This is a genomic window from Curtobacterium sp. MCSS17_005, assembly GCF_003234225.2.
Lineage (GTDB): Bacteria > Actinomycetota > Actinomycetes > Actinomycetales > Microbacteriaceae > Curtobacterium > Curtobacterium flaccumfaciens.
This window is the reverse complement of record NZ_CP126258.1, coordinates 2,880,590-2,906,554: the sequence shown is the minus strand read 5'-3', so window position 1 is coordinate 2,906,554 and position 25,965 is coordinate 2,880,590. Positions and strand designations below refer to the sequence as shown.

General features: G+C 71.3%; 23 protein-coding genes. 7 read left to right on the top strand and 16 right to left on the bottom strand.

What is annotated here, in order from left to right; all coding sequences use genetic code 11:
- Positions 1-41 precede the first annotated feature (41 nt).
- Positions 42-665 carry a flavin reductase family protein gene (locus DEJ20_RS13870; RefSeq protein ID WP_111235860.1) on the bottom strand — a complete coding sequence of 208 codons (624 nt, stop codon included), beginning with the start codon at positions 663-665 and terminating at the stop codon, positions 42-44.
- A 133-nt stretch (positions 666-798) separates the two neighbouring features.
- On the opposite strand from DEJ20_RS13870, the gene DEJ20_RS13865 reads away from it, so the two are divergent.
- The 3 genes from DEJ20_RS13865 to DEJ20_RS18105 are packed head-to-tail and all read left to right on the top strand — an operon-like array spanning position 799 to position 2,336.
- Positions 799-1,161 carry a hypothetical protein gene (locus DEJ20_RS13865; RefSeq protein ID WP_111022117.1) on the top strand — a complete coding sequence of 121 codons (363 nt, stop codon included), beginning with the start codon at positions 799-801 and terminating at the stop codon, positions 1,159-1,161.
- An 11-nt stretch (positions 1,162-1,172) separates the two neighbouring features.
- On the top strand, positions 1,173-1,982 hold the full coding sequence (locus DEJ20_RS13860) for a hypothetical protein (RefSeq protein WP_111235861.1): 810 nt from the start codon (positions 1,173-1,175) through the stop codon (positions 1,980-1,982).
- Between the two features lie 18 nt (positions 1,983-2,000).
- Positions 2,001-2,336, top strand: coding sequence for an isocitrate lyase/phosphoenolpyruvate mutase family protein (locus tag DEJ20_RS18105; protein ID WP_111235862.1), 336 nt, complete (start codon positions 2,001-2,003; stop codon positions 2,334-2,336).
- Positions 2,337-2,450: 114 nt separating this feature from the next.
- Here the strand turns inward: DEJ20_RS18105 and DEJ20_RS13855 are convergent, their stop codons facing one another.
- The 11 genes from DEJ20_RS13855 to DEJ20_RS13805 all read right to left on the bottom strand — a co-directional run bounded on the left by DEJ20_RS13855 (position 2,451) and on the right by DEJ20_RS13805 (position 18,188).
- Positions 2,451-3,431 carry a glycoside hydrolase family 16 protein gene (locus tag DEJ20_RS13855; RefSeq protein ID WP_284183338.1) on the bottom strand — a complete coding sequence of 327 codons (981 nt, stop codon included), beginning with the start codon at positions 3,429-3,431 and terminating at the stop codon, positions 2,451-2,453.
- 291 nt (positions 3,432-3,722) lie between these two features.
- Entirely contained in the window at positions 3,723-5,048 is a 1,326-nt protein-coding gene (locus tag DEJ20_RS13850; protein WP_181431656.1) for an alpha-hydroxy acid oxidase, read from the bottom strand.
- Positions 5,045-6,532, bottom strand: coding sequence for a rhamnulokinase (locus DEJ20_RS13845; RefSeq protein ID WP_111236677.1), 1,488 nt, complete (start codon positions 6,530-6,532; stop codon positions 5,045-5,047). The genes DEJ20_RS13850 and DEJ20_RS13845 overlap by 4 nt, the downstream gene beginning before the upstream one ends.
- Positions 6,533-6,564: 32 nt before the next feature.
- Positions 6,565-8,649 carry a bifunctional aldolase/short-chain dehydrogenase gene (locus DEJ20_RS13840; protein ID WP_111236676.1) on the bottom strand — a complete coding sequence of 695 codons (2,085 nt, stop codon included), beginning with the start codon at positions 8,647-8,649 and terminating at the stop codon, positions 6,565-6,567.
- A 4-nt stretch (positions 8,650-8,653) separates the two neighbouring features.
- Entirely contained in the window at positions 8,654-9,826 is a 1,173-nt protein-coding gene (rhaI, locus tag DEJ20_RS13835; RefSeq protein ID WP_111236675.1) for an L-rhamnose isomerase, read from the bottom strand.
- A 115-nt stretch (positions 9,827-9,941) separates the two neighbouring features.
- Positions 9,942-12,260: a family 78 glycoside hydrolase catalytic domain gene (locus DEJ20_RS13830; protein ID WP_111236674.1), complete on the bottom strand. Its 2,319-nt coding sequence runs from the start codon at positions 12,258-12,260 to the stop codon at positions 9,942-9,944.
- A gap of 119 nt (positions 12,261-12,379) precedes the next feature.
- Positions 12,380-13,258, bottom strand: a complete 879-nt coding sequence (locus tag DEJ20_RS13825) for a carbohydrate ABC transporter permease (RefSeq protein ID WP_111236673.1) — start codon at positions 13,256-13,258, stop codon at positions 12,380-12,382.
- Positions 13,255-14,187, bottom strand: coding sequence for a carbohydrate ABC transporter permease (locus DEJ20_RS13820; protein ID WP_035809020.1), 933 nt, complete (start codon positions 14,185-14,187; stop codon positions 13,255-13,257). The genes DEJ20_RS13825 and DEJ20_RS13820 overlap by 4 nt, the downstream gene beginning before the upstream one ends.
- 5 nt (positions 14,188-14,192) lie before the next feature.
- Positions 14,193-15,512: an ABC transporter substrate-binding protein gene (locus DEJ20_RS13815; RefSeq protein ID WP_111236672.1), complete on the bottom strand. Its 1,320-nt coding sequence runs from the start codon at positions 15,510-15,512 to the stop codon at positions 14,193-14,195.
- 518 nt (positions 15,513-16,030) lie between these two features.
- A complete protein-coding gene (locus tag DEJ20_RS13810; protein ID WP_111236671.1) occupies positions 16,031-17,134 on the bottom strand; it encodes a LacI family DNA-binding transcriptional regulator in 1,104 nt (367 codons plus the stop codon).
- A gap of 43 nt (positions 17,135-17,177) precedes the next feature.
- Positions 17,178-18,188 (bottom strand): LacI family DNA-binding transcriptional regulator, encoded by a 1,011-nt coding sequence (locus DEJ20_RS13805; protein WP_111236670.1) that lies wholly within the window; start codon positions 18,186-18,188, stop codon positions 17,178-17,180.
- Positions 18,189-18,435: 247 nt separating this feature from the next.
- Between DEJ20_RS13805 and DEJ20_RS13800 the strand changes: the two genes are divergently transcribed.
- The 4 genes from DEJ20_RS13800 to DEJ20_RS13785 all read left to right on the top strand — a co-directional run bounded on the left by DEJ20_RS13800 (position 18,436) and on the right by DEJ20_RS13785 (position 22,326).
- The gene (locus DEJ20_RS13800; protein WP_071247718.1) at positions 18,436-19,791 is read left to right on the top strand and encodes an MFS transporter; all 1,356 of its coding nucleotides are present in this window, start codon (positions 18,436-18,438) and stop codon (positions 19,789-19,791) included.
- Positions 19,788-20,129: an L-rhamnose mutarotase gene (locus DEJ20_RS13795; protein WP_071405041.1), complete on the top strand. Its 342-nt coding sequence runs from the start codon at positions 19,788-19,790 to the stop codon at positions 20,127-20,129. The genes DEJ20_RS13800 and DEJ20_RS13795 overlap by 4 nt, the downstream gene beginning before the upstream one ends.
- A 25-nt stretch (positions 20,130-20,154) precedes the next feature.
- Positions 20,155-21,087, top strand: a complete 933-nt coding sequence (locus tag DEJ20_RS13790; protein ID WP_111236669.1) for a metallophosphoesterase — start codon at positions 20,155-20,157, stop codon at positions 21,085-21,087.
- A gap of 177 nt (positions 21,088-21,264) precedes the next feature.
- On the top strand, positions 21,265-22,326 hold the full coding sequence (locus DEJ20_RS13785; protein ID WP_111236668.1) for an NADP-dependent oxidoreductase: 1,062 nt from the start codon (positions 21,265-21,267) through the stop codon (positions 22,324-22,326).
- A 52-nt stretch (positions 22,327-22,378) separates the two neighbouring features.
- Here DEJ20_RS13785 and DEJ20_RS13780 read toward each other — a convergent pair whose 3' ends face one another.
- From DEJ20_RS13780 to DEJ20_RS13765, 4 genes are all read right to left on the bottom strand, one after another.
- The gene (locus DEJ20_RS13780) at positions 22,379-23,242 is read right to left on the bottom strand and encodes an ABC transporter permease (protein ID WP_111236667.1); all 864 of its coding nucleotides are present in this window, start codon (positions 23,240-23,242) and stop codon (positions 22,379-22,381) included.
- Positions 23,229-24,158 (bottom strand): ATP-binding cassette domain-containing protein, encoded by a 930-nt coding sequence (locus DEJ20_RS13775; protein WP_111236679.1) that lies wholly within the window; start codon positions 24,156-24,158, stop codon positions 23,229-23,231. Before DEJ20_RS13775 ends, DEJ20_RS13780 begins: the two co-directional genes overlap by 14 nt.
- A gap of 101 nt (positions 24,159-24,259) precedes the next feature.
- On the bottom strand, positions 24,260-25,336 hold the full coding sequence (locus DEJ20_RS13770; RefSeq protein ID WP_146245513.1) for a LolA family protein: 1,077 nt from the start codon (positions 25,334-25,336) through the stop codon (positions 24,260-24,262).
- A gap of 80 nt (positions 25,337-25,416) precedes the next feature.
- Positions 25,417-25,899, bottom strand: coding sequence for a ribose-5-phosphate isomerase (locus DEJ20_RS13765; RefSeq protein WP_111032100.1), 483 nt, complete (start codon positions 25,897-25,899; stop codon positions 25,417-25,419).
- Positions 25,900-25,965: the final 66 nt, after the last annotated feature.

Genomic DNA, 25,965 nt, shown 5'->3' with positions numbered 1-25,965 from the left:
ACTGCCCACTCGAGGAAAGTCCGCGGTCGGAGTCCCTCTCGCTACCGGTACCACTCCTCGTCGATGCCGGCGAGGCGCGACGAGTGGAGCTCGCCGCCGAGGCCGTAGAACCGCTGGAAGCTCATGATGAGCGGACGCCACAGCTCGGGATCGATCCGGTTCGCGGTCCCCGCCATCCGGATGGAGTCGTGCACGTGGACGCGGCTGATCGCGGCTTCGAAGACGAAGGTGCCGTCGTCGGACGTGAGCGGTCGCGCCTGCACGACGTGCGCTTCGAGGTTGACCGGGCACTCGTCGATCCGTTCGGCACGGACGGTGTCGCCCGGGCGGCCGTGGAGTCCGGCGAGGCGGAGCTTCTCCGGTTCGTGGCGGTACCGGACGTGGGCCTTGCCGGCGGGGACGGGTGATCGTCCGGTCGTGAGGGCGAGCGTGTCCACCGCGGTCACCAGATCAGCGGACGGGAGGTTGATGACGCACTCACCGGTGGCGAGCAGGTTCTGCGCGGTCTGGGATCGGCTCCCCATCCCGAGGACGGCGGTCTGCCCGAGCCAGAAGATCGACGACATGGGGGCGGTGTTCGTGGTGCCGTCGTCGGCGATGGTGCTCAGCAGCGCGACGGGCGTGCCGAAGTACAGGATCGCGGGGTCGATGGGGCTGTGGTGCACGGCGCTCGGCTCTCGGTCGGGCTTCGCGGCGGTCGCGAGCTCCGAGCCAGTCTCGCCAGGCGTGGGAGCGGTCGCTGGCGGTTTCCCGCCGTCGCAGTTCGAGGTGGGAAGTGGCAGGACCTACCCTGGACGGATGCTCTCCCGCCGCGAAGCCGCCGTCCGGCTCGACATCCCCCTCGAGATGGCGACCCGCCACGGCATCCCGTCGCGCCTGAGCGAAGCGGAGCTCGACGCGATCGAGCAGGACCCGCCCGCCTGGCTCGTGCAGTCCCGGGCCAACCGCACCGGCACGAAGAAGGTCTGGACGCGCCTGGAGTGCGTGGTCTGCGGCTTCGACGAAGAGGCGCGCCCGAAGAAGTGGTGGCCCGAGTGGGACTACCTGATGTGCGACTACCACGCCCCGTACCAGGCGCCCGAGCCCACCGCCGGCCTGACGCGGCGCGAGGTCGAGGGCATCGGCAGCCGCTTCATCGCGCTCGTCGACGAGAAGCTCTGAGCAGCAGCACGATGCGCCTGCTGAGCGAGGCATCGCGGGGCGACTGGCTCGTCGCGCGTGCCGGACGCTGGGCGAGTGTCGGTGGCGTCGCGGGCACCGGGTTCGAGGCGTACGCACGCCTGTTGCACCCGGTCGGCGCGCATCGGGCGGACCTCGACACCACGGACGAGTGGGGCGACCACCCGGACGTCGAACACACCCGCTGGCGGTGGGCGGAGGTCGCCCGCCGCAACGACCGCGTGATGCACCCCCTGGTGCAGTGGCAACGCCTGACCGACGACGAGCAGACGACGTCGTGGGCCGACGGCTGGCGCGTGGACCAGTCGGACGACGGGTGGTTCGACCCGCAGGACCTCGCCGTCCTCACCACGCACCTGCGGAGCGCGACGTCGACCCCCGGAGACCTGGTCGTCGGAGCGTGGGAGGGGACGGGTGGGCCGCCGTCCGCTGAACGCCGGCACCGGATCCGACGTGCGCGGGGCTTGATGGCCTGGCCCGCGCGGGACACCTGGCTCTTCAGTGCGACCCTGGACGAGCTCGTCGATCCGTCGTGGGCACAGCGGGCGGTCCCGGGTTGGGAGAGCTTCGGGCTGCACGGCCAGGTGGCGCCGCACACGACGTTCATCTGGCCGGAGGACCACGCGTGGGTCGTCGCCGCCGAGGAGGACTGGGACTCGACGATCGTCGCCGGATCGCACGCGCTCATCGACGGCGTGCTCGAAGACGACCGGTTCGAGGCGTTCGAGGTCCGCGAGCCCGACGACCTGTCGTGGGACGGAGACCTGCTGAACCCACGCAGGTCTCCTCGCCCCGACGGCTGAGCGGCCCCACCGCAACGGATCGGGGCGGCCCGGCGCGCGGCGGAACGAGCCGGGGTGCCCTTGTTCGTCAACGCACGGACCGACGTCCACCTCGCCGGTCTCGTCGATCCCGAACGGCTCCTGGCCGAGACGCTCGAGCGAGTTCGTCGCTACCGCGGAGCCGGCGCGGACGGCGTGTTCGTCCCCGGAGTCCGAGACGTCGAGACCATCCGTGCGCTGGTGGAGTCAATCGACGGCCCGGTGAACGTGATTGCCGGTCCGCCGCGTACGCCGTCGTTCGGCAGGCCACGGCCGAGCTGCGGACCACCGGCACCTGCGACTCGCTGGCGGCCGGGGTGGACTACGCGGACCTGAACGCGCTCTTCTGAGCGGCGCGCGACGCCCTGAACGTGACCACGCGGACGGACGGGAGGCCCGGTGCCAGCTGGCACCGGGCCTCCCGTCCGTCCTGGCGTGGACCTGCGGACGCTACTCGGTCGTGGAGACCCAGTCGATGAGCAGGTTGCCCTGCTCGCCCCAGTTGCCGACCTGGAACATGAAGCGGTGCGGGGTCGTCGGCACGTCGTGCGTGATCGTGCCGAGGACCTTGCCGTCGACGCTGTACGTGACGGACTCACCGGGGACCCAGTCGACCTTGTAGGTGTGCCAGTCGCGCCACGAGACGCCGGTGCCGAGCTGGACGCGCTCGGCTTCCTTGCCCGGGGTCATCGAGTGGTGGAACACCGAGGGGCTGTCCTCGAAGTTGCCCTCGGGGAAGTCGATCTCGCCGTCGGCCCAGACGTTCGACGTCGGCCACAGCATGAAGGCCGCGCCGTTGCCGTCGCCGCCGGTCGCCTTCGCGCGGACCGAGAACGAGCCACCGACGTGGTCCCAGGCGCCGTCGGAGGAGCCGAAGGTGCCGGCCGCTCCGGCACCGGTGCCGAGGGCGACGTCCATCACGCCGTCGTGCACCGACACCGTCTTGCTCGGCGCGTAGATGCCCGAGGTGCCGTCGGGGTAGGCCTGCCACGACTGCGGGTAGAGCGACGAGACCAGTCCGGTGACGGCGTCCTTGGTGAAGTCCTCGACGAACGGGGCGTCCGGTGCGATCGCGGAGAGGTCCGCGGGGGAGGCATCCGCTTCGGGCGCCGCTTCCGGCGCGGCATCGGCCTCGGGCTCGGCCTCTGCCTCGGGCTCGGCCTCTGCCTCGGGCGCGGGCTGGGCGACGGGGGCGGAGTCCTCGATCGGCGCGGAGTCCTGCGTGGGCTCCGCATCCGGGGTCCACTCGTCGGTGGGGGCCGGGGTCTCCGTCTCGTCGGGGGCCGGCGTCGGGGTGGGATTCACCGGGGCGTTGTGCCAGCGGCGTTCGCCGTCCCAGCCCCACCAGGTGCGGGCGGAGGCGGCGGTGGGGACGCCGAGGACCAGGGCGCCGGCGGTCGCGACCGCCAGGATCGCGCGGTGGCGGATCATCGGGTGCCCCCTCGGGTGGCCGGGGGCGTGGACGTGTTCCGTGGGGTCGTGCCGCGCGAGGGCGTGCACGTGCTTGGGGTCGAGATGTCGGGCTCCTCGTGGGTGCTCGGGCGCAGGATGCGGGGAGGGACGGACGCATCAGCCGGCCGGATGCCGAGGGTTTCGTTGACACGTCCACGGACATCTTGCATCATTTGTGACCCGTTCGGGGGTCGTCACGGAAATCGACCGACGAACGCCCGGTGTCCGACCGTCGAACGTGCAGGGTGCAACACGCGGCGAGCCGACGGCTCAGACCCGGGGGATCGGTTGCAACCGCTGCAGCTGGGTCACGTGTCCCGGCTCGAGTTCGTCGAGCGAGGCCACCCCGAGCAGCCGCATGGTCCGCTCGATCTGCTCGGACAGGATCTGGATCATCCGGTCCACCCCGGCCTCGCCGCCGGCCATCAGCCCGTACAGGTAGGCACGGCCGACCATCGTGAACTTCGCGCCGAGTGCGACCGCGGCCACGATGTCGGCGCCGGACATGATGCCCGTGTCGAGGTGCACCTCGGTGTCCTTCCCGACCTCCTTGACCACGGAGGGCAGCAGGTGGAAGGGCACCGGGGCGCGGTCCAGCTGCCGGCCGCCGTGGTTCGACAGCGTGATGCCGTCGACCCCGAGGTCGGCCAGGCGCTTGGCGTCCGCCAGGGACTGCACGCCCTTCACGACGACCTTGCCCTGCCACTGGTCACGGATCCAGGCGAGGTCCTCGTAGGTGACGGTCGGGTCGAACATGTGGTCGAGCAGCTCGCCGACGGTGCCGGACCAGCGGTCGAGCGACGCGAACGCCAGCGGCTCTGTGGTCAGGAAGTCGAACCACCACCACGGCCGCGGGATCGCGTTCACCACGGTCCGGGCACTCAGCTGCGGCGGGATCGAGAACCCGTTCCGCTTGTCCCGCAGCCGCGCACCCGCGACGGGGACGTCCACGGTGACGAGCAGGGTGTCGAACCCGGCCTGCTGCGCGCGGGAGACCAGCGCCATCGACTTCTCGCGGTCCTTCCACATGTACAGCTGGAACCAGTTGCGCCCGTGCGGGTTGGCGTCGCGGACGTCCTCGATCGCGGTGGTGCCCATCGTGGAGAGCGAGAACGGGATGCCGGCGCGTCCGGCGGCCCGGGCACCGGCGCGCTCGCCCTCGGTCTGCATCATCCGCGTGAAGCCCGTCGGCGCGATGCCGAACGGGTAGGACACCGGCGCCCCGAGCACCTGGCGCGAGGTGTCCACCCGCGACACGTCCCGCAGGATCGCCGGGGTGAACTCGATGTCCTCGAACGCCTGCCGCGCGCGAGCCAGGGAGATCTCCGCCTCGGCTGCACCCTCGGTGTAGTCGAACGCGGCCTTCGGGGTGCGGCGGGCGGCGATGTCGCGGAGGTCCCAGATCGTCAAGGCCTGTTCGAGGCGCTGACGCCGACCCGGCAGCGAAGGCTTCTTGAACTGCATGAGCGGCGCGAGGTCCCGCACAGTCGGCAGCTGCCGCTTGACCCGCGTGCGAGCGGCGGACGCGGACCCGGTCGCGGGCACCGGTGCGCCGGTTGCGGGGTCGATCCGGTGCTGGTCGTCGGTCGTGGTCATGCGTGGCTCCTGACGGGGGATCGATCGGGATCGGCGCGCGACGACGCCGAGGGGGTGTACCGCACGGGCTCGACGCTCCGTGCGACGATGCTGCGGAGTGCCTCCAGTGAAGCCCCTCCGAGGCCCGCGAGTCCGACGGCGCGCGCCTGCACCAGCACGTTGCCGAGTGCGGTGGCCTCGACCGGGCCGGCCACGACCGGCAGGCCGGTGCGGTCCGCGGTCAGCTGGCAGAGCAGCCGGTTCTGCGATCCGCCGCCCACGACGTGCACCACCCGGATGGCCTTGCCGGTCACTTCGGCGATGGTGCGGAGGGTCTCGGCGTACGCCGTCGCGAGCGACTCGAGGATGCTCCGGACGAACTCCGCGCGCGACGCGGGGGCGCTCAGCCCGTGCGCCGCGCACCACGCGGCGATCCGCGCCGGCATGTCGCCGGGTGCCGTGAACGACTCGTCCGCGGGGTCGAAGACGGGGACCGGGGCGGTGACGGCCGCGGCGGAGGCGAGCAGGGCCTCCAGGTCGACGTGGGCGCCACCGCGCTCCCAGGTGCGGACGCTCTCCGACAGCAACCACAGTCCGGACACGTTCTTCAGGAACCGGACGCGGCCGTCGACACCGCCCTCGTTCGTGCAGTTCGCGCGTCGTGCCGCGTCCGACAGGACGGGCGCGTCGAGCTCGACGCCGACGAGCGACCAGGTGCCCGACGAGATGTAGGCGAAGTCCGGCTCCGTCGCGGGGACCGCGACGACGGCGCTCGCCGTGTCGTGCGAGCCGACCAGCGTCACGTCGGCCTGGCCGCCGACGAGCTCGGCGACGGACGGCAACAGGGGGCCGAGTCGGTCGCCCGGGTCGCGCAGCGTGGGCAGTAGCCCGACCGGGAGGCCCGCAGCAGCCCGCACCGCCGGGTCCCACCGACGGGTGGTCGCGTTCAGGGCCCCGGTCGTCGAGGCGTTCGTGCGTTCGGCCGCCTCGACCCCCGTCAGCCAGTACCCGAGCAGGTCGGGGACCAGCAGCGCACGCTGCGCGAGCTGCAGCGACGGGTCGGCAGCCCACTGGAACAGGGTGTTGAACGGCAGGTGCTGCAGGCCGTTCCGGGCGTACAGCTCGGTTGCGTCCATCCGGTCGTGCACGGGGACGACACCGCCCTGGTGCCGGTCGTCGCGGTAGTGCGACGGCAGCCCGAGCAGTCGGCCGTCGCGGAGCAGGCCGTAGTCGACCGCCCACGAGTCGATGCCGATGCTGGCGATCGCGGGGTGCGCGGCGAACGCACGCCGCAGCCCCTCGGCCACCTGTCGGTACAGCTCGACGACGTCCCAGTGCAGAGCGTCGCGGCCGGTGTCGGCGTCGCCCTCGTGCAGGGTGACGGGGACGTTCGGGAACCGGGCGACGTGGTCCATCCGGACCCCGTCCTGGTCGACGTGGCCGACGATCACCCGGCCGCTGGTGGCCCCGAGGTCGACCGCGGCGACGCTGCCGCTGGTGTCCATGCTCTGCTCCTGCTCGGTGTTCGTTGGTCGTGCTACCGCAGGAAGGCCGCGGCGACACCGGCGTCGACGGGCACGTGCAGGCCGGTGGTGTGCGAGAAGTCGTCGGTGCAGATGGCGTAGACGGCGTTCGCGACGTTCTCGGGCACGACCTCGCGCTTCAGGATCGTGCGCTGCGCGTAGAACTTGCCGAGGTCCTGCTCCTCGATGCCGTACGTCTTGGCGCGGTTGGCGCCCCAGCCGCTCGCGAAGATGCCGGAGCCGCGCACGACCCCGTCGGGGTTGATGCCGTTGACGCGGACGCCGTGCTCACCGAGCTCGGCCGCGAGCAGCCGCACCTGGTGGGCCTGGTCGGCCTTCGTGGCGGAGTACGCGATGTTGTTCGGCCCGGCGAACACCGAGTTCTTCGACGAGATGTACACGATGTCGCCGCCGAGCCCCTGCTCGATGAGCACCTTCGCCGCGGCCTTCGACACCAGGAACGACCCCTTCGCCATCACGTCGTGCTGCAGGTCCCAGTCCTGCTCGGTGGTCTCGAGCAGGCTCTTGGACAGCGACAGCCCCGCGTTGTTGACGACGAGGTCGAGGCCGCCGAAGTGCAGCAGGGTCTGCTGGATCGCCTGGTCGATCGCGGCGGCGTCCGTCACGTTCGCGGCGACGCCGATCGCGCGGTCGCCGTTGCCGATCTCGGCGGCGGTCTCCTGCGCCTTCTCGAGGTCGAGGTCGGCGATGACGACGGCGGCACCCTCGGCTGCCAGGCGCTTCGCGATCGCCTTGCCGATACCCGACGCCGCCCCGGTGACCAGGGCGATGCGCGTCGCGAGCTTCTTGGGTGCGGGCATCCGCTGCAGCTTCGCCTCTTCGAGGGCCCAGTACTCGATCCGGAACTTCTCGGTCTCGTCGATGGGGGCGTAGGTGCTGACGGACTCGGCACCGCGCATCACGTTGATCGCGTTGACGTAGAACTCACCGGCGACCCGGGCGGTCTGGGCGTCCTTGCCGTACGAGAACATCCCGACGCCGGGCACCAGCACGATGAGCGGGTCGGCGCCGCGGATCGCGGGGGAGTCCGGCGTCGCGTGCCGGTCGTAGTACGCCTGGTAGTCCGCGCGGTACTGCTCGTGCAGTTGGTGCAGGCGTGCGGTCTGCTCCTCGACGGAGGCCGTTGCCGGCAGGTCGAGGATGAGCGGCTTGACCTTGGTGCGCAGGAAGTGGTCCGGGCAGCTCGTGCCGAGGGCCGCGAGTGCTTCGGCGCGCTCGCTCGCCAGGAACTCGAGCACGACGTCGCTGTCGGTGAAGTGCCCGACGACCGGCTTGTCGTGCCCGGCGATGCCGCGGATCGTCGGGGCGAGGGCGGCGGCGCGTGCGCGACGTTCGTCGGTCGGAAGTGCTTCGAACCCCGCTCGGACGCCGCCGAACGGGTCCGCCGTGCCGTGCTCCGCGAGGTACTGCTCGGCGGTGTCGATGATCCAGCGGGAGTTCGCTTCGGCCTCGTCGCTCGTGTCCCCCCACGCGGTGATGCCGTGGCCGCCCAGGATCGTGCCGACGGCGTCCGGGTGGTCACGCTTGACCGCCGCGATGTCGAGCCCGAGCTGGAACCCGGGCCGTCGCCACGGCACCCAGACCACCTTGTCACCGAAGATCCGCTCGGTCAGGGCCGGACCGTCCGCCGCCGTGGCGATCGCGATGCCGGCGTCGGGGTGCAGGTGGTCGACGTGTGCGGCATCGACGAGGGCGTGCATCGCGGTGTCGATCGACGGCGCGGCACCGCCCTTGCCGTGCAGCGTGTAGTCGAAGGCGGCGACCATCTCGTCCTCGCGCTCGACGCCGGGGTAGACGTCCTGGAGGGCACGGACGCGGTCGACGCGCAGGACCGCGAGGCCCGCCGGGGTGAGGGTGCCGAGGTCGCCCCCGGAGCCCTTCACCCAGAGCAGCTCGACCGGTTCGCCCGTGACCGGGTCGGTGTCGATGCCCTTGGCGGAGGTGTTCCCGCCCGCGTAGTTCGTGATCCGCGGATCCGAGCCGAGCGCGTTCGAGCGCGCGACCAGCGCCCGGATCGTGGTGTCTGCGTCGGTGCCGTGCGCTTCGGGGTCCACCCGTGCCTCCACTGTGTTCGTCATGTTCCTACGCGCCCCAGCCGGCCTGGACGCCGCCGACGCGGTCCTCGGCGATGGACTGCTGGTACCCGGACTCCAGGTAGGCGCGCATCGGGTTCGCCGGCAGCCCGCGGGACTCGCGCCACTCGGCCAGGTCCTTCCGGACGTCGGTCTGGTACGCGTCCATGAAGACCTCGTTGGCGCCGAGGACGTCGTGCGCCTCTTGTGCGGCGGTCAGTGCGACGCGGTCCAGGAGCAGTGCGCGGGCCGTCATCTCCTGCACGTTGAGCACCGAGCGGATCTGGCCGGGGATCTTGTCCTCGACGTTGTGGCACTGGTCGAGCATGAACGCGACGTCGGGGTTGTCGTAGCCACCGCCGCGGATGACCTCGACCAGGATCCGGAACAGCTGGAACGGGTCCGCGGCGCCCACGATCAGGTCGTCGTCGGCGTAGAAGCGCGAGTTGAAGTCGAAGGAACCGAGCTTGCCGAGGCGCAGGAGCTGCATCACGATGAACTCGATGTTCGTGCCGAGGGCGTGGTGGCCGGTGTCGAGGCAGACCATCGCCTTCGGCCCGAGTGCCGCCGTCTGCACGTAGCTGGTGCCCCAGTCGGGGACGTCCGTGTGGTAGAACGACGGCTCGAAGAACTTGTACTCGAGCACCAGCCGCTGGTCGGCGCCGAGGCGGTCGTAGATCGTGCTGAGCGACTCGTGCAGACGGTCCTGGCGGGAGCGCATGTCCTCCTGCCCCGGGTAGTTCGAGCCCTCGGCGAGCCAGATCTTCAGGTCGCGGCTGCCGGTGGCGTCCATCACGTCGATGCAGCGCAGGTGGTGGTCGATCGCCTTCTGCCGGATCGTCTCGTCGACGTGGGTCAGGGCGCCGAACTTGTAGTCGTCGTCCTGGAACGTGTTCGAGTTGACGGTGCCGAGCGACACCCCGTGCTCCTCGGCGTGGCGCTTGAGGTCGGCGAAGTCGTCCACCAGGTCCCACGGGATGTGCAGTGCGACGGTGGGGGCCAGGCCGGTGTACTTCTGCACCTGGGCGGCGTCGGCGATCTTCTCGTAGGGGTCGCGCGGGGTGCCCGGCGTGCTGAACACCTTGAAGCGGGTGCCGGAGTTGCCGAAGGCCCAGCTGGGCAGCTCGATCTGCTGTCGTGCCAGCTGGTCGGCGATACCGGCGAAGCTCGGGGTCGATGTCATCGTGTCACTTCCTCGTGTGCGATTGAATCGTTTCATACAGTACGGCGCGCGGCGGTCTGCCGCAACCGTGGTGGGTGGGCGGGGTGCGACGGGGGAACCTGGTTCCGGCAGCCCCCTACGCGGCGGGGACCGCGGCGGGGGCGCGGAGGTCGTGGGTGCCCGCGCCGAGCCGCTGCTCCGCAGCACCGGGCAAGCGCACCACCGCGGTCACGCCCTCGGGCACGGTCGCCCGGACGCGCAACTCCCCGTCGACGAGCTCCCACCGCACGGCGACGTGCCCGTGCACGGTGTCGAGCGAGGTCTCCGCCCACGTCAGCCCACCGCCCGGCTGCGGGGCGATGAGCACCGACTCGTACCCCGGCGCCAGCGGCGACAGACCACCCACCACCCGGTGCATCCAGTCCGCCACGGCACCGAGTGCGTAGTGGTTGAACGAGGTCATCTCACCCGGGTTGATCGTGCCGTCCGGCAGCATCGAGTCCCACCGCTCCCACACCGTCGTCGCGCCCATCGTCACCGGGTACAGCCACGACGGGCACTCCGTCTGCAGCAGCAGCCGGTAGGCGTCCTCCAGGTGGCCGGTCTGCGTCAGCGCGTCGGTGATGAACGGGGTCCCGGCGAAGCCTGTCGAGATCCGGTACCCGGACGCCTCGACCAGCTCGGCGAGACGGTCACCGGCCACGGCCTGCTCCCGCGCGGACAGGATCCCGAACACGATCGCCAGCGTGTACACCGTGGTCGCGTCCGACAGGATCCGCCCGTCGTCCTGCAGGTAGTGGGTGCGGAACCCGGCCTGGAGGCGCGTGGCGAGTTCCCGGAACTCCGTCGCTTCCGCCTCGTGACCGCCCAACAGCTCCGCCGCGTCCGCCACGATCGTCGCGGACCGGTAGGCGCAGATGGTCGCGACGACGCCCTTGTCGGCCTTCGCGTCGGCCGGGGCCTCGGGCGGGGCGTCCGGGTCGAGCCAGTCGCCGAACTGGAACACCGTGTCCCACAGGTCCTCCGGGGACAGGTGGTCACGGACCCGGCGCAGGTGTGCGGCCATCGAGTCGAACTGCTCCTCGAGCACCGCGGTGTTGCCGTACGCCTGGTACAGGGTCCACGGCACCCAGACGCCGGCGTCCGACCAGACGGCGGTCGCGTCGGGCTTGCCGAAGTCCTCGGCGGGGGAGTACTTCAGCACGTCCGGCACCACGAACGGGATGACCCCGTCGGCGTGCTGCTGCTCGAGCCAGACGTCGCGCAGCCAGTCGGCCAGGAACGTCCGCGTGTCGAACAGGTACGAGGCCGTCGGGGCGAACGCGGCGATGTCGCCCGTCCAGCCGAGTCGCTCGTCGCGCTGCGGGCAGTCCGTCGGCACGCTCAGGAAGTTGCCCTGCATGCCCCGGACGACGTTGTCGTGGAAGGTGTTCAGCAGCTCGTGGCTCGACGCGAACGTGCCGGTGCGGGTGAGGTCCGACCCGACCTGCACGGCGGTGACCGCGGCGCGGAGCTCGTCGTGGGTGCCCGGCCAGCCGTCGACCTGCGCGTACCGGAACCCGTGGAACGTGAACCGGGGCTCGAACGTCTCGGGCTCGTCGTCACCGCGCAGGGTGAAGTGGTCCGTCGCCTTCGCGGTGCGCAGGGGGCGGGTGCCGAGCTCGTCGTGCTCGAGCACCTCGGCGTGCTGCAGGGTGAGCACGGTGCCTGCCGGGCCGGTCGCGGTGACCCGGAGCCACCCGACCAGGTTCACGCCGAAGTCGAGCAGGGTCGCTCCCGACGGGCTCGTCCAGATCGCCACCGGGGTGATCTCGGCGAGCGGGCGGACCGGCGGCACGGTGTCGGCGACGAGTTCGCGCTCGCCGATGTCGACCGTGTGCACCGTGCTCGTCCGGCCCTCGTGGCCGTCGACGCTGGGCACGGTGACCTCGCCGGGTGTCAGGAACGAGCCGTCGCGGAGTCGGGCGTCGATGTCCTGCCCGTCGTAGAGCTGGTCCGCGGTGATCGCGCTCGACAGGGCCTGCCAATCGGTGTCGGTCGTGACGTGCTGCTCGTGCCCGTCGGCGAAGGTGATCCGGAGTTCGGCGAACCCGGCGCGCTCGTCGGTGTACCAGCCACCGCCGCCGCCCCAGGCCAGGCGTCCGGCGGCCCAGCCGTTGCCGACGACGAGCGCGAGCACGGCCGGCTGCCCGGGGACCGTGTCGGTCAGGTGCTCGGTGACGTCGTGCGAGACGACGCGGATGCGCCACTCGTAGCTCGTCCACCCCGGTTCGAGCAGGTGGTCGGAGACCCGCTGCCCGCCGAGCCAGGCCTCGATGACGCCGAGGGCGCTGACGTCGAGGGTGGCGGTGGTGACGGCGCCGTGGCCGTCGTCGAGGGTGAACTCCCGACGCAGGATCGGGGCGCTGCCGAGGTCGGTGTCGGCCGCGATGAAGGGTGCGGTCCAGGTGGTCATGTGGTGGTCCTTTCACGCGACCGGTCATCGTCGACCGGTGCGGGGGTCGTGGGCCCGGCCGTCCGCCCGGGTGGGCGGTGTGGCGGAGGCGGGTCGCGCCTCCAGGCCGGGGTGGGCGGTCAGCCCTTGACGGCGCCGCTGGTCATGCCGGCGACGATCTGACGGTTGAAGAAGACGTAGAGGATCAGTGGCGGGATCGTGATGAGCAGCACGTCGGTGAACAGCAGGTTCAGCTGGCTGACCGACTGGCTCTGGAACGCGTAGAGCGTCTGCTGCACCGTCGCGTTCTCGGACCCCGGCAGGAAGTACAGCGGGTTGGTGAAGTCGTTGAACACCGTCACCGACTGCACGAGCACGACCGTGATGATCACCGGCTTGAGCAGCGGCAGGACCACCCCGAAGAACAGGCGGATCGGCCCGGCGCCGTCGAGCACGGCGGCCTCGTCGAGCTCCTTCGGGATCGTTGCGACGAACGCCCGGAAGAGCAGGATGCAGAACGACAGGCCGAAGGTCGCCTCGATGAGGATCATCCCGCCCATGGTCTTGAACAGGTTGAGCCCCTGCAGCACCCAGATGGTCGGCACGATCGCCGGCGGCACGATGAGCCCCGCCAGCACGAAGAAGTTGATCAGGCCGTTCCACCGGCTCGGGCGCCGCTGCAGCACGTACCCGACCATCGCCGAGAACACGACCATGACGGTGACGCTGCCGACGGTGAGCAGGGCGCTGTTCCAGAACGCGCGGAGGATCCCGCCGTCACCGCTCTGGAACACCGCCTGCAGGTTCTGCCACAGCTGCCAGTCGGTCGGCAGGCTGAAGCCGAGCTGGTTCGCCTCGGCCGGGTTCTTCGCCGCCTGGAGCAGGACGAACACGAACGGCACCAGGAAGACGACGAAGCTGACGACGATGGCGATCGAGCCGATGATCCACCGGCGGGCACGGCCCGGGTGGCGGGACCGCGTCGGGGTGCTGACGCGGGGGCCGGTGAGCGCGGTCACAGCTCCGCCTCCTTGCGGTTGAGGAGCCACGACACCGGCACCATGATCGCCGTGACGACGACGAACAGGACCACGTTGCCGGCGGTGGACAGGCCGTAGAACCCGGCCTGGTACTGCTTGTAGATCACGCTCGCGATCACGTCGCTCGTGAACCCCGGCCCGCCGCCGGTCATCGCCCAGATCAGGTCGAACGACCGCAGGCCGCCGATGAGCGACAGGATGATGACGGTGCCCATCGCGGGGCGGGACAGCGGCAACGTGATGTTCCGGAAGATCGACCACGCGCTCGCGCCGTCGACCCGTGCCGCCTCGAAGTACTCCTGCGGGATCGCCACGATGCCGGCGATGAAGATGAGCGTCGCGATGCCGACGCCCTTCCAGACGTCCACCGCGGCGACGCTCCACAGGGCGAGCGCCGGGTCGGTCAGCCACCCGGGAGTGGGCAGGCCGACCGAACCCAGCACGCCGTTGATGATCCCGTGGAACGGGTCCATCAGCGCCTTGAACGTGATGCCGATGCCGATGGTCGACACGAGCACCGGGAAGAACACGACCGCCCGCAGGTAGCCGCGCCCGAGCACGGGCGACGTGAGGAGCAGGGCGAGGGCGAGTCCGAGGACCACCTTCGCCGCGCTCGTCACGAAGCCGTACTGGAAGGTGTGCACGAACCCGGAGACGAGCTGCGGGTCCTGGAAGAACCGGACGAAGTTGTCGAAGCCGATGAAGGTCTGGTCGAACAGCGTCCAGCGGGTGAGCGAGAAGTAGAACCCGGCGAAGGTCGGGACCGCGAAGAACACGACGTACAGCGCGATCGCGGGGATGAAGAACCACGCGGGGTAGAACGAGCGCATCCGCTTGCGCGCTGGTCCGGGGCGGCCGGCCTTGCGTGTCTGCGGCGGGGCCACCGCCGTCGTGAGGGTCGCGGTCACGCCGATCACCAGCCCTTGATGCCGAGCTGCTGTGCCTGCTGGACGACGTCGTCGTCGTACTGGTCGGCGCCCATGCTCGCGGTGGTGATGCCCGAGCCGACCTGCACGCAGATCTTCTCGAGGTTCGGGCCCTTGATCGGGGACAGGAACTCGAGCGCGGGGCTGGCCTTGCCGTCGTCCAGGTACTGCTGCAGGTCGTCGATCATCGGGGGCACGTCGTCCGGCAGCGAGCAGGTCGAGATGACGTACGGGCCGGCGGGGGTGCCGGTGTCGTTCTGCACCTGGCAGCCCTCGGTGGAGTTCGCGAAGGCCACGAACTTCTTCGCCGCCGCCAGCTTGTCGCCCGTGGTCGTCTTCGGGATGTACAGGCCGTTCGGCTCCCAGATCGTCAGGTTCGTGTCCGCGGCGTCCTCGGCAGGCAGCGCGAACGCGCCGATGTCGTCGACGGCGTCGGGGGAGTCCTGCTGGATCGCCGAGATCGCATTCGTGAGCATCGGGTACTGCGCACCCGTGCCGTCGGCCAGCATCTTCAGGCCGTTCGCCTGCGTGGCCGAGGCGTAGTCCTCGTTGTAGAGGTCCTTGTCCTTGCCCTCGGCGAGGTGCTCGAACCCGGCGAGTGCGGGTTCGTCGGCGTAGGACTCCTTGTTGGCGGTGTAGTCGTCCGCCCACTTGTCGTCCTGCGCGGTGATGTTCGCGAAGTCGCCGAGGACGAACAGCTGGCTGGTCCAGGTGTCGCCGTAGGTCTGGATGATCGGGGCGACGTCGCCGGCGTCCTTGATCTTCTCGCTGTTGCTGATGAACTCGTCCCAGGTGGTCGGGACCTTCAGGCCGAGGTCGTCGTAGACCTTCGTGTTGTAGAGCACCGCGCCGCCGAAGCTCGTGCCGAACGGGGCGCCGTACATGCCCTTGTCGGTGCTGACGACCTTGGTGAACTGCGGGTCGACGTCGCCCGCCCACTCCTCGTCGGACAGGTCCACCAGGGTGTTGTCCGGGTTGAGGGCCTGCATGAGCGAGCCGGAGTTGTAGTTGAAGACGTCGGCGGCCTCGCCGGTCGACAGGCGGGTCTTGATCAGGTTGTCGCCGTCGGTGCCCTGGGGGCGGGTGTCGAACTTGACGGTGATGTCCGGGTTGGCCTTCTCGAAGGCCTCGATGAGCGGCTTCGCGGTGGCCGCGGTGGCCGGGGCGTTGTCGGCCTGGTACGTGATCTCGACCTTGCCGCCGCCTTCGTCGGCGGAGCCGCCGGACGAGCACGCTGCGAGCCCGCCGATCAGGACCGTTGCGCCGCCGATGGCGATCGCGCGCTTGGTCATGGAACGAACTGACATTCCTTACCTCCTCGTAAGGCCCGGGGCTGGGGTACCCCGGGTGAAACGGACCCGGATCCCGCGCCGTCGCGGGGTCCGGTTACTGCGTTTTAGAACGTTTCAATCAGGATGGAACCACGAGGATTGAAGCGTGTCAATCGCTGTGCCGATTTCGTTACGCGATCCCGCGGAGCGGGGTGCGGGACCCGCTCGTTCGCTCGCTCGCTCGTCCGTCCATTCGTCTGGTGCGAGGTTCCACACTCCGTGACGGGCGCGCGGGCTCGCACGGAGTGCGGAACCTCGCACCGAGCCGACGCGCGGCGCTGCACCGTGCGGTGGTCGCGCCGCCTGCCGGCCGGGAGGCCCGTGTCGGCCCCTCCCCGCGCCTCCCGTCCGGTGCCCGGTCGCGTCCGCGGGCCGAGTCTCGGCTCCGCGGGCAGGATGCGGCCGTGTCCGCGGGCCGAGTCTCGGCTCCGCGGGCAGGATGCGGCCGTGCGAGGGCGAGTCCTGTCCGCCGGGCCGAGTCTCGGCCGGCGCGGTCAGGCCTCGGTACGCCTCGGGTCGCTCGGCGTCGTGCCCGCGACGGCGGCTGCGGCGGCCGCTGCGGCCGCGCCCTCGCGACCGAGCGTGCTCTCGCGCGGCACCAGCTCACTGCCGAGCACGACAGTCCGGTGCACGTGCATCGGGTCGGTGAGCTCCTCGAGCAGCAGTTCCACCGCGGCCGCACCCATCTCCGAGCCGTGCATGGTCACCGAGGTCAGCGGCACCGCCCCGCCCCACGCCACGGAGTTGTGGTCGCAGCCCGACACGGGGATGTCCTCGGGGACGCGGATCCCGGCGGCTCGGAGCTCGGAGACGACCGCCATCGCGAGCAGGTCGGTCACGCCCAGAACCCCGTCGGGGCGTTCGTCCGCGGGCATCCGGGCGATGCGGAGCCCGGCGTCGGTGCCTCCAGGAGGGTCGATGTCCCCGGCGTCGACGTCGACGAGTACGACCCCCGGGTGCGCCGCGACGGCCCGCAGCACGCCGGCCCGTCGGCGGTCGACCGGCTGCAGGTCCGGGCGGGCGCTCACGAACCCGATGCGTCGGCAGCCGCGGTCGATCAGGTGCTCGGTCGCCAGGAACCCGGCCTGCTCGTTGTCCACGACCACCGCGCACGCGTCGAGTTCGGTCGGTTCGTAGTTGACGTACACGACGGGCCGGCCGTGGCGTCGCGCGACCTCGACCTGGTCGCGCGACTCCGTCATCGAGGCGAGCAGGATCCCCGACACCCGGGCGCTCTCGAGGTAGGCGAGGTGTTCGCCCTGCGCCTGCAGGTCGTCCTCGCTGCTGGCGATCAGCAGGGTGAAGCCGCGTTCCCGTGCGGCCAACTGCGCGCCGTTGACCATGTCGCTGAACAGGGAGTTCCGCAGCGACATGACGACCAGACCGATCGCGCGCGTGCTGCCGGACACCAGCGCCCGGGCGTTGCGGTTCGGGGTGTACCCGAGCGCGTCGATCGCGTCCCGCACGCGTGCGGCGGTCGCGTCGGCGACCCGCTCGGGGTGGTTCAGGACGTTCGAGACCGTGGCGAGCGAGACCCCGGCCCGGGCTGCGACGTGGTGCACGCTCGGCGGACCGTCGCGCCGGGGGACATGCACCATGCTCCGATCGTAGGCGGCGGCGGAGCCGTGTCCGGACCGGGCTCTAGGCGTCGGCGACGGAGGACTGCCGCACCACGAGCTCCGGTGTGAACTCCACGTGCTCGAGGTCGATGTCCTGCCCCTGCTCGACCTGCTTCGTCAGGAGTTCGATCGCGCGGCGACCGAGGTCCTGTGCGGGCTGCCGCACCGACGTCAGCGGGACCACGGCCGACTCGGCGAACGCGATGTCGTCGTAGCCGACGATGGCGATCTGCTCGGGCACCGCGATGGTGCCGCGCATGATGAAGGCCTGTTCGAGCCCGACGGCGAGCAGGTCGTTGGCGGCGAAGACGGCATCCGGGCGTTCGGTGGCCGGGCGTGCCTGGATCGCTTCGCCGATGCGGCGCCCTTCGAGCACGGACAGCGAGGTGGTCGGCAGGGCTTCGAGCCGGATGCCCGCGGCCTGTGCGGCGGCGAGTGCCCCGGCGTAACGGTCGGCGACCTGGCGGATGCCGAACGGCCCGCCGACGAAGGCGATGTGGGTGCGGCCGATCGCCGCGAGGTGCTCGATCGCGATGCGACCACCGGCGACGTCGTCGACGGAGACCGAGGCGAAGTGCTCGTCGTCGGCGCGACGGTCCACCAGCACCACGGCGGTGCCCTGGTCGCGCAGCCGCGCGAGGCGGGACAGGTCGTCGCCGGCGGGGGAGATCAGGAGTCCGGCGACCCGGCGTTCCTCGAACAGGTCGACGTAGGTGCGTTCGCGGTCGGTGGACTCGTCGGAGTTGCCGATCAGCACCGCGAGGCCGTTGTCCATCGCGGCGTCCTCGGCGCCCCGGGCGACGTCGGTGAAGAACGGGTTGCCGCCGTCGAGCACAATGAGGCCGACGGTGGAGCTGCGCCCGGCCCGGAGCTGGCGCGCCGAGTCGTTGCGGACGAACCCGAGCGTCGCGATCGCCGACTGCACGCGTTCCACCGTGCCGGGAGCGACCTTGTCGGGGCGGTTCAGCACGTTCGACACCGTGCCGAGGGACACGCCCGCGAGCGCTGCCACCTCTCGCACGCTGACCGCCATGTGGCCATCCTGGCATCGGCGCGGTCCGCGCGGTCGGCCCGCGCCGTGATCCGTGGAAAACGCGGACGGGAGGCGCGGGGCGGGCCGGTGCCGGGCCTCCCGTCCGTGGCGTGGTCGCGTCGACTGCCCACTCACGGTGCGAAGAGCAGCCCGGCGAGCCCGCTCTTGCCAGCGCGCACACCGGAGCGCTATCGTCCTCGTCGTCCCGTTGAAACGATTCACCGACGAACACGCGAACGGAGGACCAATGGCGGTCCGCATCGGAGCCCGGAACACCACGGGCTGGAAGGCCACCGTTTCGGTGGCCATGTCGAACTACATCGAGTCGGGGTCGATCATCGCGATCGCCACGAGCCTCAGCCTGTGGCAGGCGGAGTTCCGGATCGGCGACCTCGAGGTCGGCCTGCTCGCGAGCCTGTCCGCGAACGCCTTCGGTGCCGCCGTCGGCGCGATCGTCGGCGGACCGCTGTGCGACCGGTACGGCCGGAAGTTCATCTACACGTACGACCTGCTGCTCTACATGCTCGGCATCCTGCTCGCGGTGTTCGCCGGCAGCTACGGCATGCTCCTGGTCGGCTTCATCCTGACCGGCATCGCCGTCGGGGCGGGCGTGCCGGCGAGCTGGACCTACATCGCCGAGCAGGCCCCCGCGGACAAGCGTGCGGCCCACGTCGGCACGGCACAGCTCGCGTGGTCGATCGGGCCGATGGTCGGGTTCGCCCTGGCGATCGCCGCCGCACCGCTCGGCCTGCTCGGGAGCCGCCTCATCTTCGCCCACCTGTTCGTCGTCGCCGCGATCGTGTGGTGGCTCCGCCGCGGGCTGCCCGAGTCGGCGATCTGGAAGGACGAGCGCGCGGCCACCGGCACGGCGAACTTCTTCCACGGGATCACGCAGCTGTTCAGCCGCCGGAAGAACCTGACCGCGATGCTGTTCCTGTTCGGCGTCTACGCGCTCTGGAACACCGTCGCCGGGCAGGCCGGCATCTTCCAGCCCAGGGTGTACGCGGCGACCGGGGTCACGAGCGTCACCGAGCAGTACGGACTGCAGATCCTGGTCTGGGGCTGCACCGTGGCCGCGACCTACTTCGGCTTCATGCGGTACGCCGACCGGGTCAGCCGCCGCGCGCTCTACGCCGCCGGTGCCGTGCTGGCGATCATCGCGTGGGCCGTGCTCATCTACGCGCCCGCCAACCTCGGCACCCTGCTGTTCTTCGCCGTGGCGTGGGGCATCTCGTCGGGCATCGGCGCGCAGGCGTTCTACGGCCTGTGGACGAGCGAGCTCTTCGCCACCCGCTACCGCGCCAGCGCCCAGGGCGTGCTGTTCCTGGCCGCCCGCGTCATGGTCGGCCTGCTGAGCATCTGGTTCCCCCTGCTGCTGTCGGACATCGGGCTGCGGGCCCTCGGCGGCCTGATCCTCGGGCTCCTCGCGCTGTCGTTCCTGGTCGGCACGATCTGGGCACCGAGGACGCAGGGCAAGACCCTCGAGGCGATCGAGGCCGAGCGCTACGGCACCGTCACCACGGTCACCGGGACGGTCCGCACCGCCGACGAGCGCACCGTCCACGACGCCGAGCAGCGTCGCCGCGAACAGGCCGGCCGGTGACCCGCGTCTGCTTCCGGCTGCAGGTGCAGGTCGAGCTGCTCGACGCCTACCGCGAGCGGCACGCCGCGGTGTGGCCGGCGATGCTCCGGGCGATCGCGGCGGCGGGGCGGCGGAACTACTCGCTGTTCCTCGACGACGACGGGCTGCTCATCGGCTACTACGAGACGGACTCGGTGGCCGACGCGGACGCGGCACTCGCCGCGTCCGAGGTGGCCGCGGCGTGGGAGGCGCACATGCAGGACCTCTTCGCCGGGGCCACCGGGCGTGCCGACCAGACGGCGCGGGTGCTGCCGGAAGTCTTCAACCTCGAGGACCAGCTGGCGGCCGCACCGGACTGACGGGGGCCGTGGCTACCGTGGACGCATGCAGCCGCCAGCAGCCGGGACCCTCCGCATCCTCCACCTCTCCGACACCCACCTGACCGGCGACGGAGCCCTGCACCAGGGCGCGGTCGACACCACGGCCGCGCTCGAACGGCTGCTCGCCCACGTCGACGGGGTGCCCGGCATCGGGCTGGTGGTGGTCTCGGGTGACGTCTCCGAGGACGGCACCCCCGAGTCCTACGCGACCGTGCGGGACCGCGTCGGCGGCTGGGCGGAGCGGCACGGTGCGGCCTTCGTCGCGGTCCCCGGCAACCACGACCTGCGCGAGGGCTTCCGGCAGGTCCTGGCGAACGGGCACGTCCTGGGCCAGGGCGGTACGGCGCTGATGCACACGATGGAGTACCTGCCGCCGACGGTCCCCGTCTCCGGGCAGTCGGTCGTCGCGGGTCGCCGGATCGTGACGGTCGACACGAGCGTCCCGGGTGCCGGGTACGGCGAGCTCAGCGACGCGGCGCTCGAGCACCTGCGCACGGCCCTGGCCGAAGGCGCCAACAGCGGCTCAGACGACGCCCCGCACGGCACCGTCGTCGTCCTGCACCACCCGCCGCTGCCCGCACCGACCGAGCTGCACGAGGCCCTCCGCCTGCAGAACCCCGAGGCGCTCGCCGACGTCATCCGTGGTTCCGACGTGCGGGTCGTCCTCGCCGGCCACTACCACCACCACTTCGCCGGGTCACTCGCCGGCGTCCCGGTCCTCGTCGCCCCCGGTGTCGCGAACGACACCGACGTCGTCGGCCCGTACGACGAGGAATCGGCCGTCGTCGACAGCGGCGCACTCGTCGTCGACGTCGCCGCGGACGGCTCCGTCTGGTCGACACCGGTCCGCGTGCCCCGGGGCGATGCCGACCCGCGGGCGTTCCGCCTCGACCCCGAGACGGTCCGCGCCGTCATCGCGGCCGCCGGCAAGCACTGAGCCCGGTCCCCACGCGCGGTGGACGCGCGTGACGGCGGCCTGGAGGCCCGCGGCGGCGCCGCCACGGGCCTCCAGTCCGTCGTCTGGTCACGTCCACAGCCGCGGTACCCCACGTCTTCGGGTTGCGTGCGGGAACACCGAGTAGCACGGACGCACACCCGGAGCGAAGGAGCACCCATGCGAGTCGGCAGTGCAGTGCAGTACGACCGGTACGGCGACTTCGACGTCGTCGAGCTCGTCCCCCAGCAGAAGCCCACGGCCGGACCGGGCGAGATCGTCGTCGAGATCGTGGCCGCGGGCCTGAACCACATCGAGCGGTTCCTGCGCGAGGGGAAGCTCCGCGACCACGTCGACCTCGAGTTCCCCGCACACCAGGGCGTCGACTTCGCCGGCATCGTTCGCGCGCGGGGCGACGGCGTGAAGGACCTCCGCATCGGCGACGAGGTGATGGGGCACGCGCCGACCGGCGGTGCCCACGCCACCTGGATCGCGGTGCCGCGCGGCGCCGTCATCAAGAAGCCGGAGCACGTCGGGTGGGAGGTCGCCGGCGGCCTGTACCTGGCGGGCTGCACCGCGGTGTCGGTCGTCCGGTCGCTGCGGCTCGGACCGCAGGACACCGTCGTGATCACCGCGGCAGCGGGTGGCGTCGGCCACATCGAGTGCCAGCTGGCGCACGATGCCGGCGCGACCGTGATCGCCCTCGGCAGCCCCCGCAACCACGACTACCTGCGACAGATCGGCACGCTGCCCGTCGCGTACGGCGACGGCGAGGAAGACCGCATCCGCGACATCGCCGACGGTCGGCCGATCACCGCGTTCATCGACAACCACGGCGAGAGCAACGCCGAGCTGCTGGCCGAACGCCTCGGAGTCGGCCAGGAGCGGTTCGTGTCGTCGGAGGAGCGCCGAGACATCGAGGTCCGCTTCCTCCGTGCACCCGCCGAGGACGAGGAGACCCGCGAGCTGCTGACGCTGCTGGCGAAGGCCGTGCAGGACCGTCGGGTGCAGGTCCTGATCTCGGGCTTCTACCCGTTCGAGTACATTGTCGAGGCGTACGAGGACCTGGCGGAGATGAAGTCCCGCGGCAAGGTCGTGATCGGGATGCAGACGGTGGAGACCGGGGCGCGGCTCGACTGGTACCGCTCCGAGAAGGCCCGTGACCTGCGTGACCGGTACGCCGATGCGCGGGGGACCGACACGGAGACGATGGCCGGCGGATCGGCGTCGCCCGCGAGCTGAGCGAGCTGCTCGTCGCAGGGGCCCGACACCTTCGTGCCGGGCCCCTGCCGCGTCAGCTCAGGATGTCCTTGGAGGCGAACCGGCTGTACGCCAGCGCCCCGAACACCACGACGTACCCGAGCTGCAGCACCGCGTTCGACCCGAACGAGTCGAACGAGATCGGGTCGCGCAGCAGGTCGCCGAACCCGAGCCACTGGTGCGAGAACAGGAACGGGTGCAGCCAGTCGAGCTGGGGGAGCTGGTCGAGCACCTGCGACGCCCCGGCGAGCACGACCGTCGCGGCCATCGCCCCGACCGGCACGTTCGTCAGCGTCGACGTGAACATGCCGATCGCCACGAGCCCGAGCATCGACATCGCGACGTACAGCGCGAGCAGCAGGGCACGGCCGGCGTACGACCAGCCGCCGACCTGGGTGCCGGAGAGCAGCGTGACGGGGCCGATCGGGAACAGCACGGCGCCGATCGCCGCACCGACCAGCACCACCAGCAGCGTGGCGGCCAGGCAGAACGCGACGGCACCGGCGAACTTCACCAGGATGAACCGCACGCGGCCCGTCGGCGCGACGAGCAGGTAGCGGATCGTGCCGTGGCTGGCCTCGCCCGCGACGGTGTCACCGGCGACCACGCCGACGGTCAGCGGCAGGAACAGCGGGATCGACACCGTCAGTGCGGTGAACGCGACGAACAGGCCGTTGTTGGTGATGTCGCCGAGGAACGCCGGCCCGCCGTCGTCGTCGCCGTCGGTGGTGAGCTTCACGGCGACCGCGATCAGGATCGGCACGAGCGCGAGTGCTCCGAGCATCGCCCAGGTGCGGCGACGCCGGAACACCAGCGCGAGTTCGGAACCGAGCAGTGCGAACGGGCGCTGCCGGCGGCGGACGGGCAGGTCGCGCACGGCCGCGTCAGGCTGCGACATCGAATCCCTCTCCGGTGAGTGCGACGAACAGGTCCTCGAGGGTGCCGCCGCCCACCGTCAGGCCGCGCACCCGGACGTCGGCGCGCACGAGCTCCGCGGTGATCGTCTCGGGCAGCAGCTCGTTCGGCAGGTCGGCCACCAGCACGTCGGCCCCGCCGTCGTGCCGCGGGGTGAGCCCGAGCCGGGTGAGGACGGTACCGGCCTGGCCGATGTCGGGCGTCCGCACGGTCACGGTCCGGGCCCCGGCTGCGCGCAGCTCGTCGAGGGGGCCCTGCGCGACGATCTTGCCCGTCCGCATAACGGCTGCGTGCGTGCAGACCTGTTCGATCTCGGCCAGCAGGTGGCTCGACACGAACACCGTGGTGCCGTCGTCGGCCAGGGAGCGGATGAGGTTGCGGACCTCGCGCGTGCCCTGCGGGTCGAGGCCGTTGGTCGGCTCGTCGAGCACCAGCAGGTCGCGCGGGGACAGCAGGGCGTTCGCGAGCCCGAGTCGCTGCTTCATGCCGAGGGAGTACGCGTGCGCCTTCTTGTCGGCTGCGTGGGTCAGCCCGACGCGGTCGAGGGCACGGCCCACGCGGGCCTTGCGGGTGCGCGGGTCCGAGGTGGGGTCGGCGGCGTCGAAGCGCTGCAGGTTGGCCCGGCCGGACAGGTACGGGTAGAAGGCAGGCCCCTCGACGAGCGCGCCGACGCGGGGCAGGACGTCGTGCAGCGCCTTCGGCATCGGTTCGCCGAGCAGCTCGATGGTGCCGCCGCTCGCGCTCGAGAGCCCGAGCAGCATCCGGATCGTGGTGGTCTTGCCGGAACCGTTCGGCCCGAGGAACCCGAACACCGCGCCGCGCGGCACCGCCAGGTCGATCCCGTCGACCGCACGCTGCTTGCGGAACACCTTCTGGAGGCCCGTGGTGCGGATCGCCAGGTCGGGCACCGGCCCGGCCGTGCTCGCCTCGCGGTCGGCTGTGCTCGCCTGGTGATCGGCTGAGCTCGCCCGGGCTGTGCTCACCTCGTGGTCGTCCGCGCTCACTTCGCGGCGTCGACCAGGGAGGCGACCGGCACGGCACCCGCGAGCACGCGGCCGTCGTCGGTCAGGTAGACCGAGACGAGCGACGTCTGCACGGCACGGCCGCCGTCGACGGGCTTCGTCAGCTGGTCGAGCAGGCCCGAGGCCTCGCCCTCGAGCCCGGATCGGTCGACCGTACCCGCGGGGAGCTCGGCGATGGTGCTCCAGCCCGTGCCGGTGAAGGTCGGCTCGTCACCGCTCGGGGTGCCACGGCGGTCGCCGTGCTCGCCCTTCGCGTGGGATCCGGCGTCCGACAGGTCCTTCTCGGTCACCTTCGCGTTCGACGGCGGGGTGAAGTCGAAGAGCCGGGCCGCCGGGGCGCCGTAGTCGAGGCTCGTGAACCCGACCTGCACCGCGGGGTCGTCCGCGCCTGCAGCCTGGACGCTCGCACGGAGCGGGAGCCCGGTCTGCTGGTCGACCGCCAGCCGGACGGCTCCGACGAGGGTGTCGGACGACTTCGGCGTGAGGGTGATCTGCCAGGCGTCGTGTCCGGCGACGCTGACCTCGGTCGGCTTCGACACGGTGGTGGTCGGGGTGATCGCGTCGATGGCCTGCTTCGCGATGTCGGCCGGGGTGGTCGTGCCGCCCTGCGGGTCCTTCGCGGTGTCGCTCGGCAGGGTCACGTGCGTGGCCGTGCGTTCCTTCGAGTCCCAGGTCCAGACGTCCGAGCCGTTGCGGACGACGTCCTGCTCGGCGAGCTGCTGCGTCAGCTGGACGCGCTGCTTGTCGGGGCCGTCGACGTAGACCCGGGCGGTGTGCGATGCGGTGAGCAGCCCGAGCACGTCGGAGGCGTCGCCCTCGAGCGAGGAGCCGCCGGACCCGGTGGGCAGTTCGGGGAGCCCGAGTGCGCTCGTCTGCGAGAGCTTCCCCGAGTACTGCGCGTCCGACGACTTCGCGATGCTGGCGATGACGGCCGCCGCGCTGGGGTTCGTCCCCGCGATCGGGTCGTTCGCGGCGTTCGCGATCATCGGCGCGGCAACGGCGCCGGCGACGACGACCGGTGCGATGACGGCTGGCAGCCAGGCTGACTTCTTCATCGGGTTCCCCTCGTGGAGCATTGGAGTCGTCGGTACGGTACGTCCGGCCCCCGACAGGCAGCTGGGCGTTCCGAGGGGCCCTACGCCTGGGCGTCGACGCCGGCGGGCGCGCTGCCGTCGTACTCGCAGATGGCGTTGACCTTCTCGGCGCTGGCACTGGAACGGTCGAACTCGTAGCCGAGCCACTCCTTCGCCAGACGACGGGCGAGCTCGATGCCGACGACCCGCTGCCCCATGCAGAGGACCTGGGCGTCGTTCGACAGGATCGAGCGCTCCACGCTGTACGAGTCGTGCGCGGTCACGGCACGGATGCCCGGCACCTTGTTGGCGCTGATCGCCACACCGAGCCCGGTGCCGCAGATCAGGATCGCCCGGTCGGCCTCGCCGTTCGCCACCAGGCGCGCAGCGTCGACGGCGACGTGCGGGTAGGCGGTGTGGCCGTCCGCGTCGACGCCGACGTCGGTGACGTCCGACACCCGGTCGTCGGCGAGCAGGTCGGCCTTGATGATCTCCTTGTAGTCGAACCCGGCGTCGTCGGACCCGATCACGAGACGGTACGTCATGTGTGTGCTCCTCCCGCGCCCCGAGGTTCCGGGCGCTCCCGAACCAGTCTGCGACGGCCGTGGACA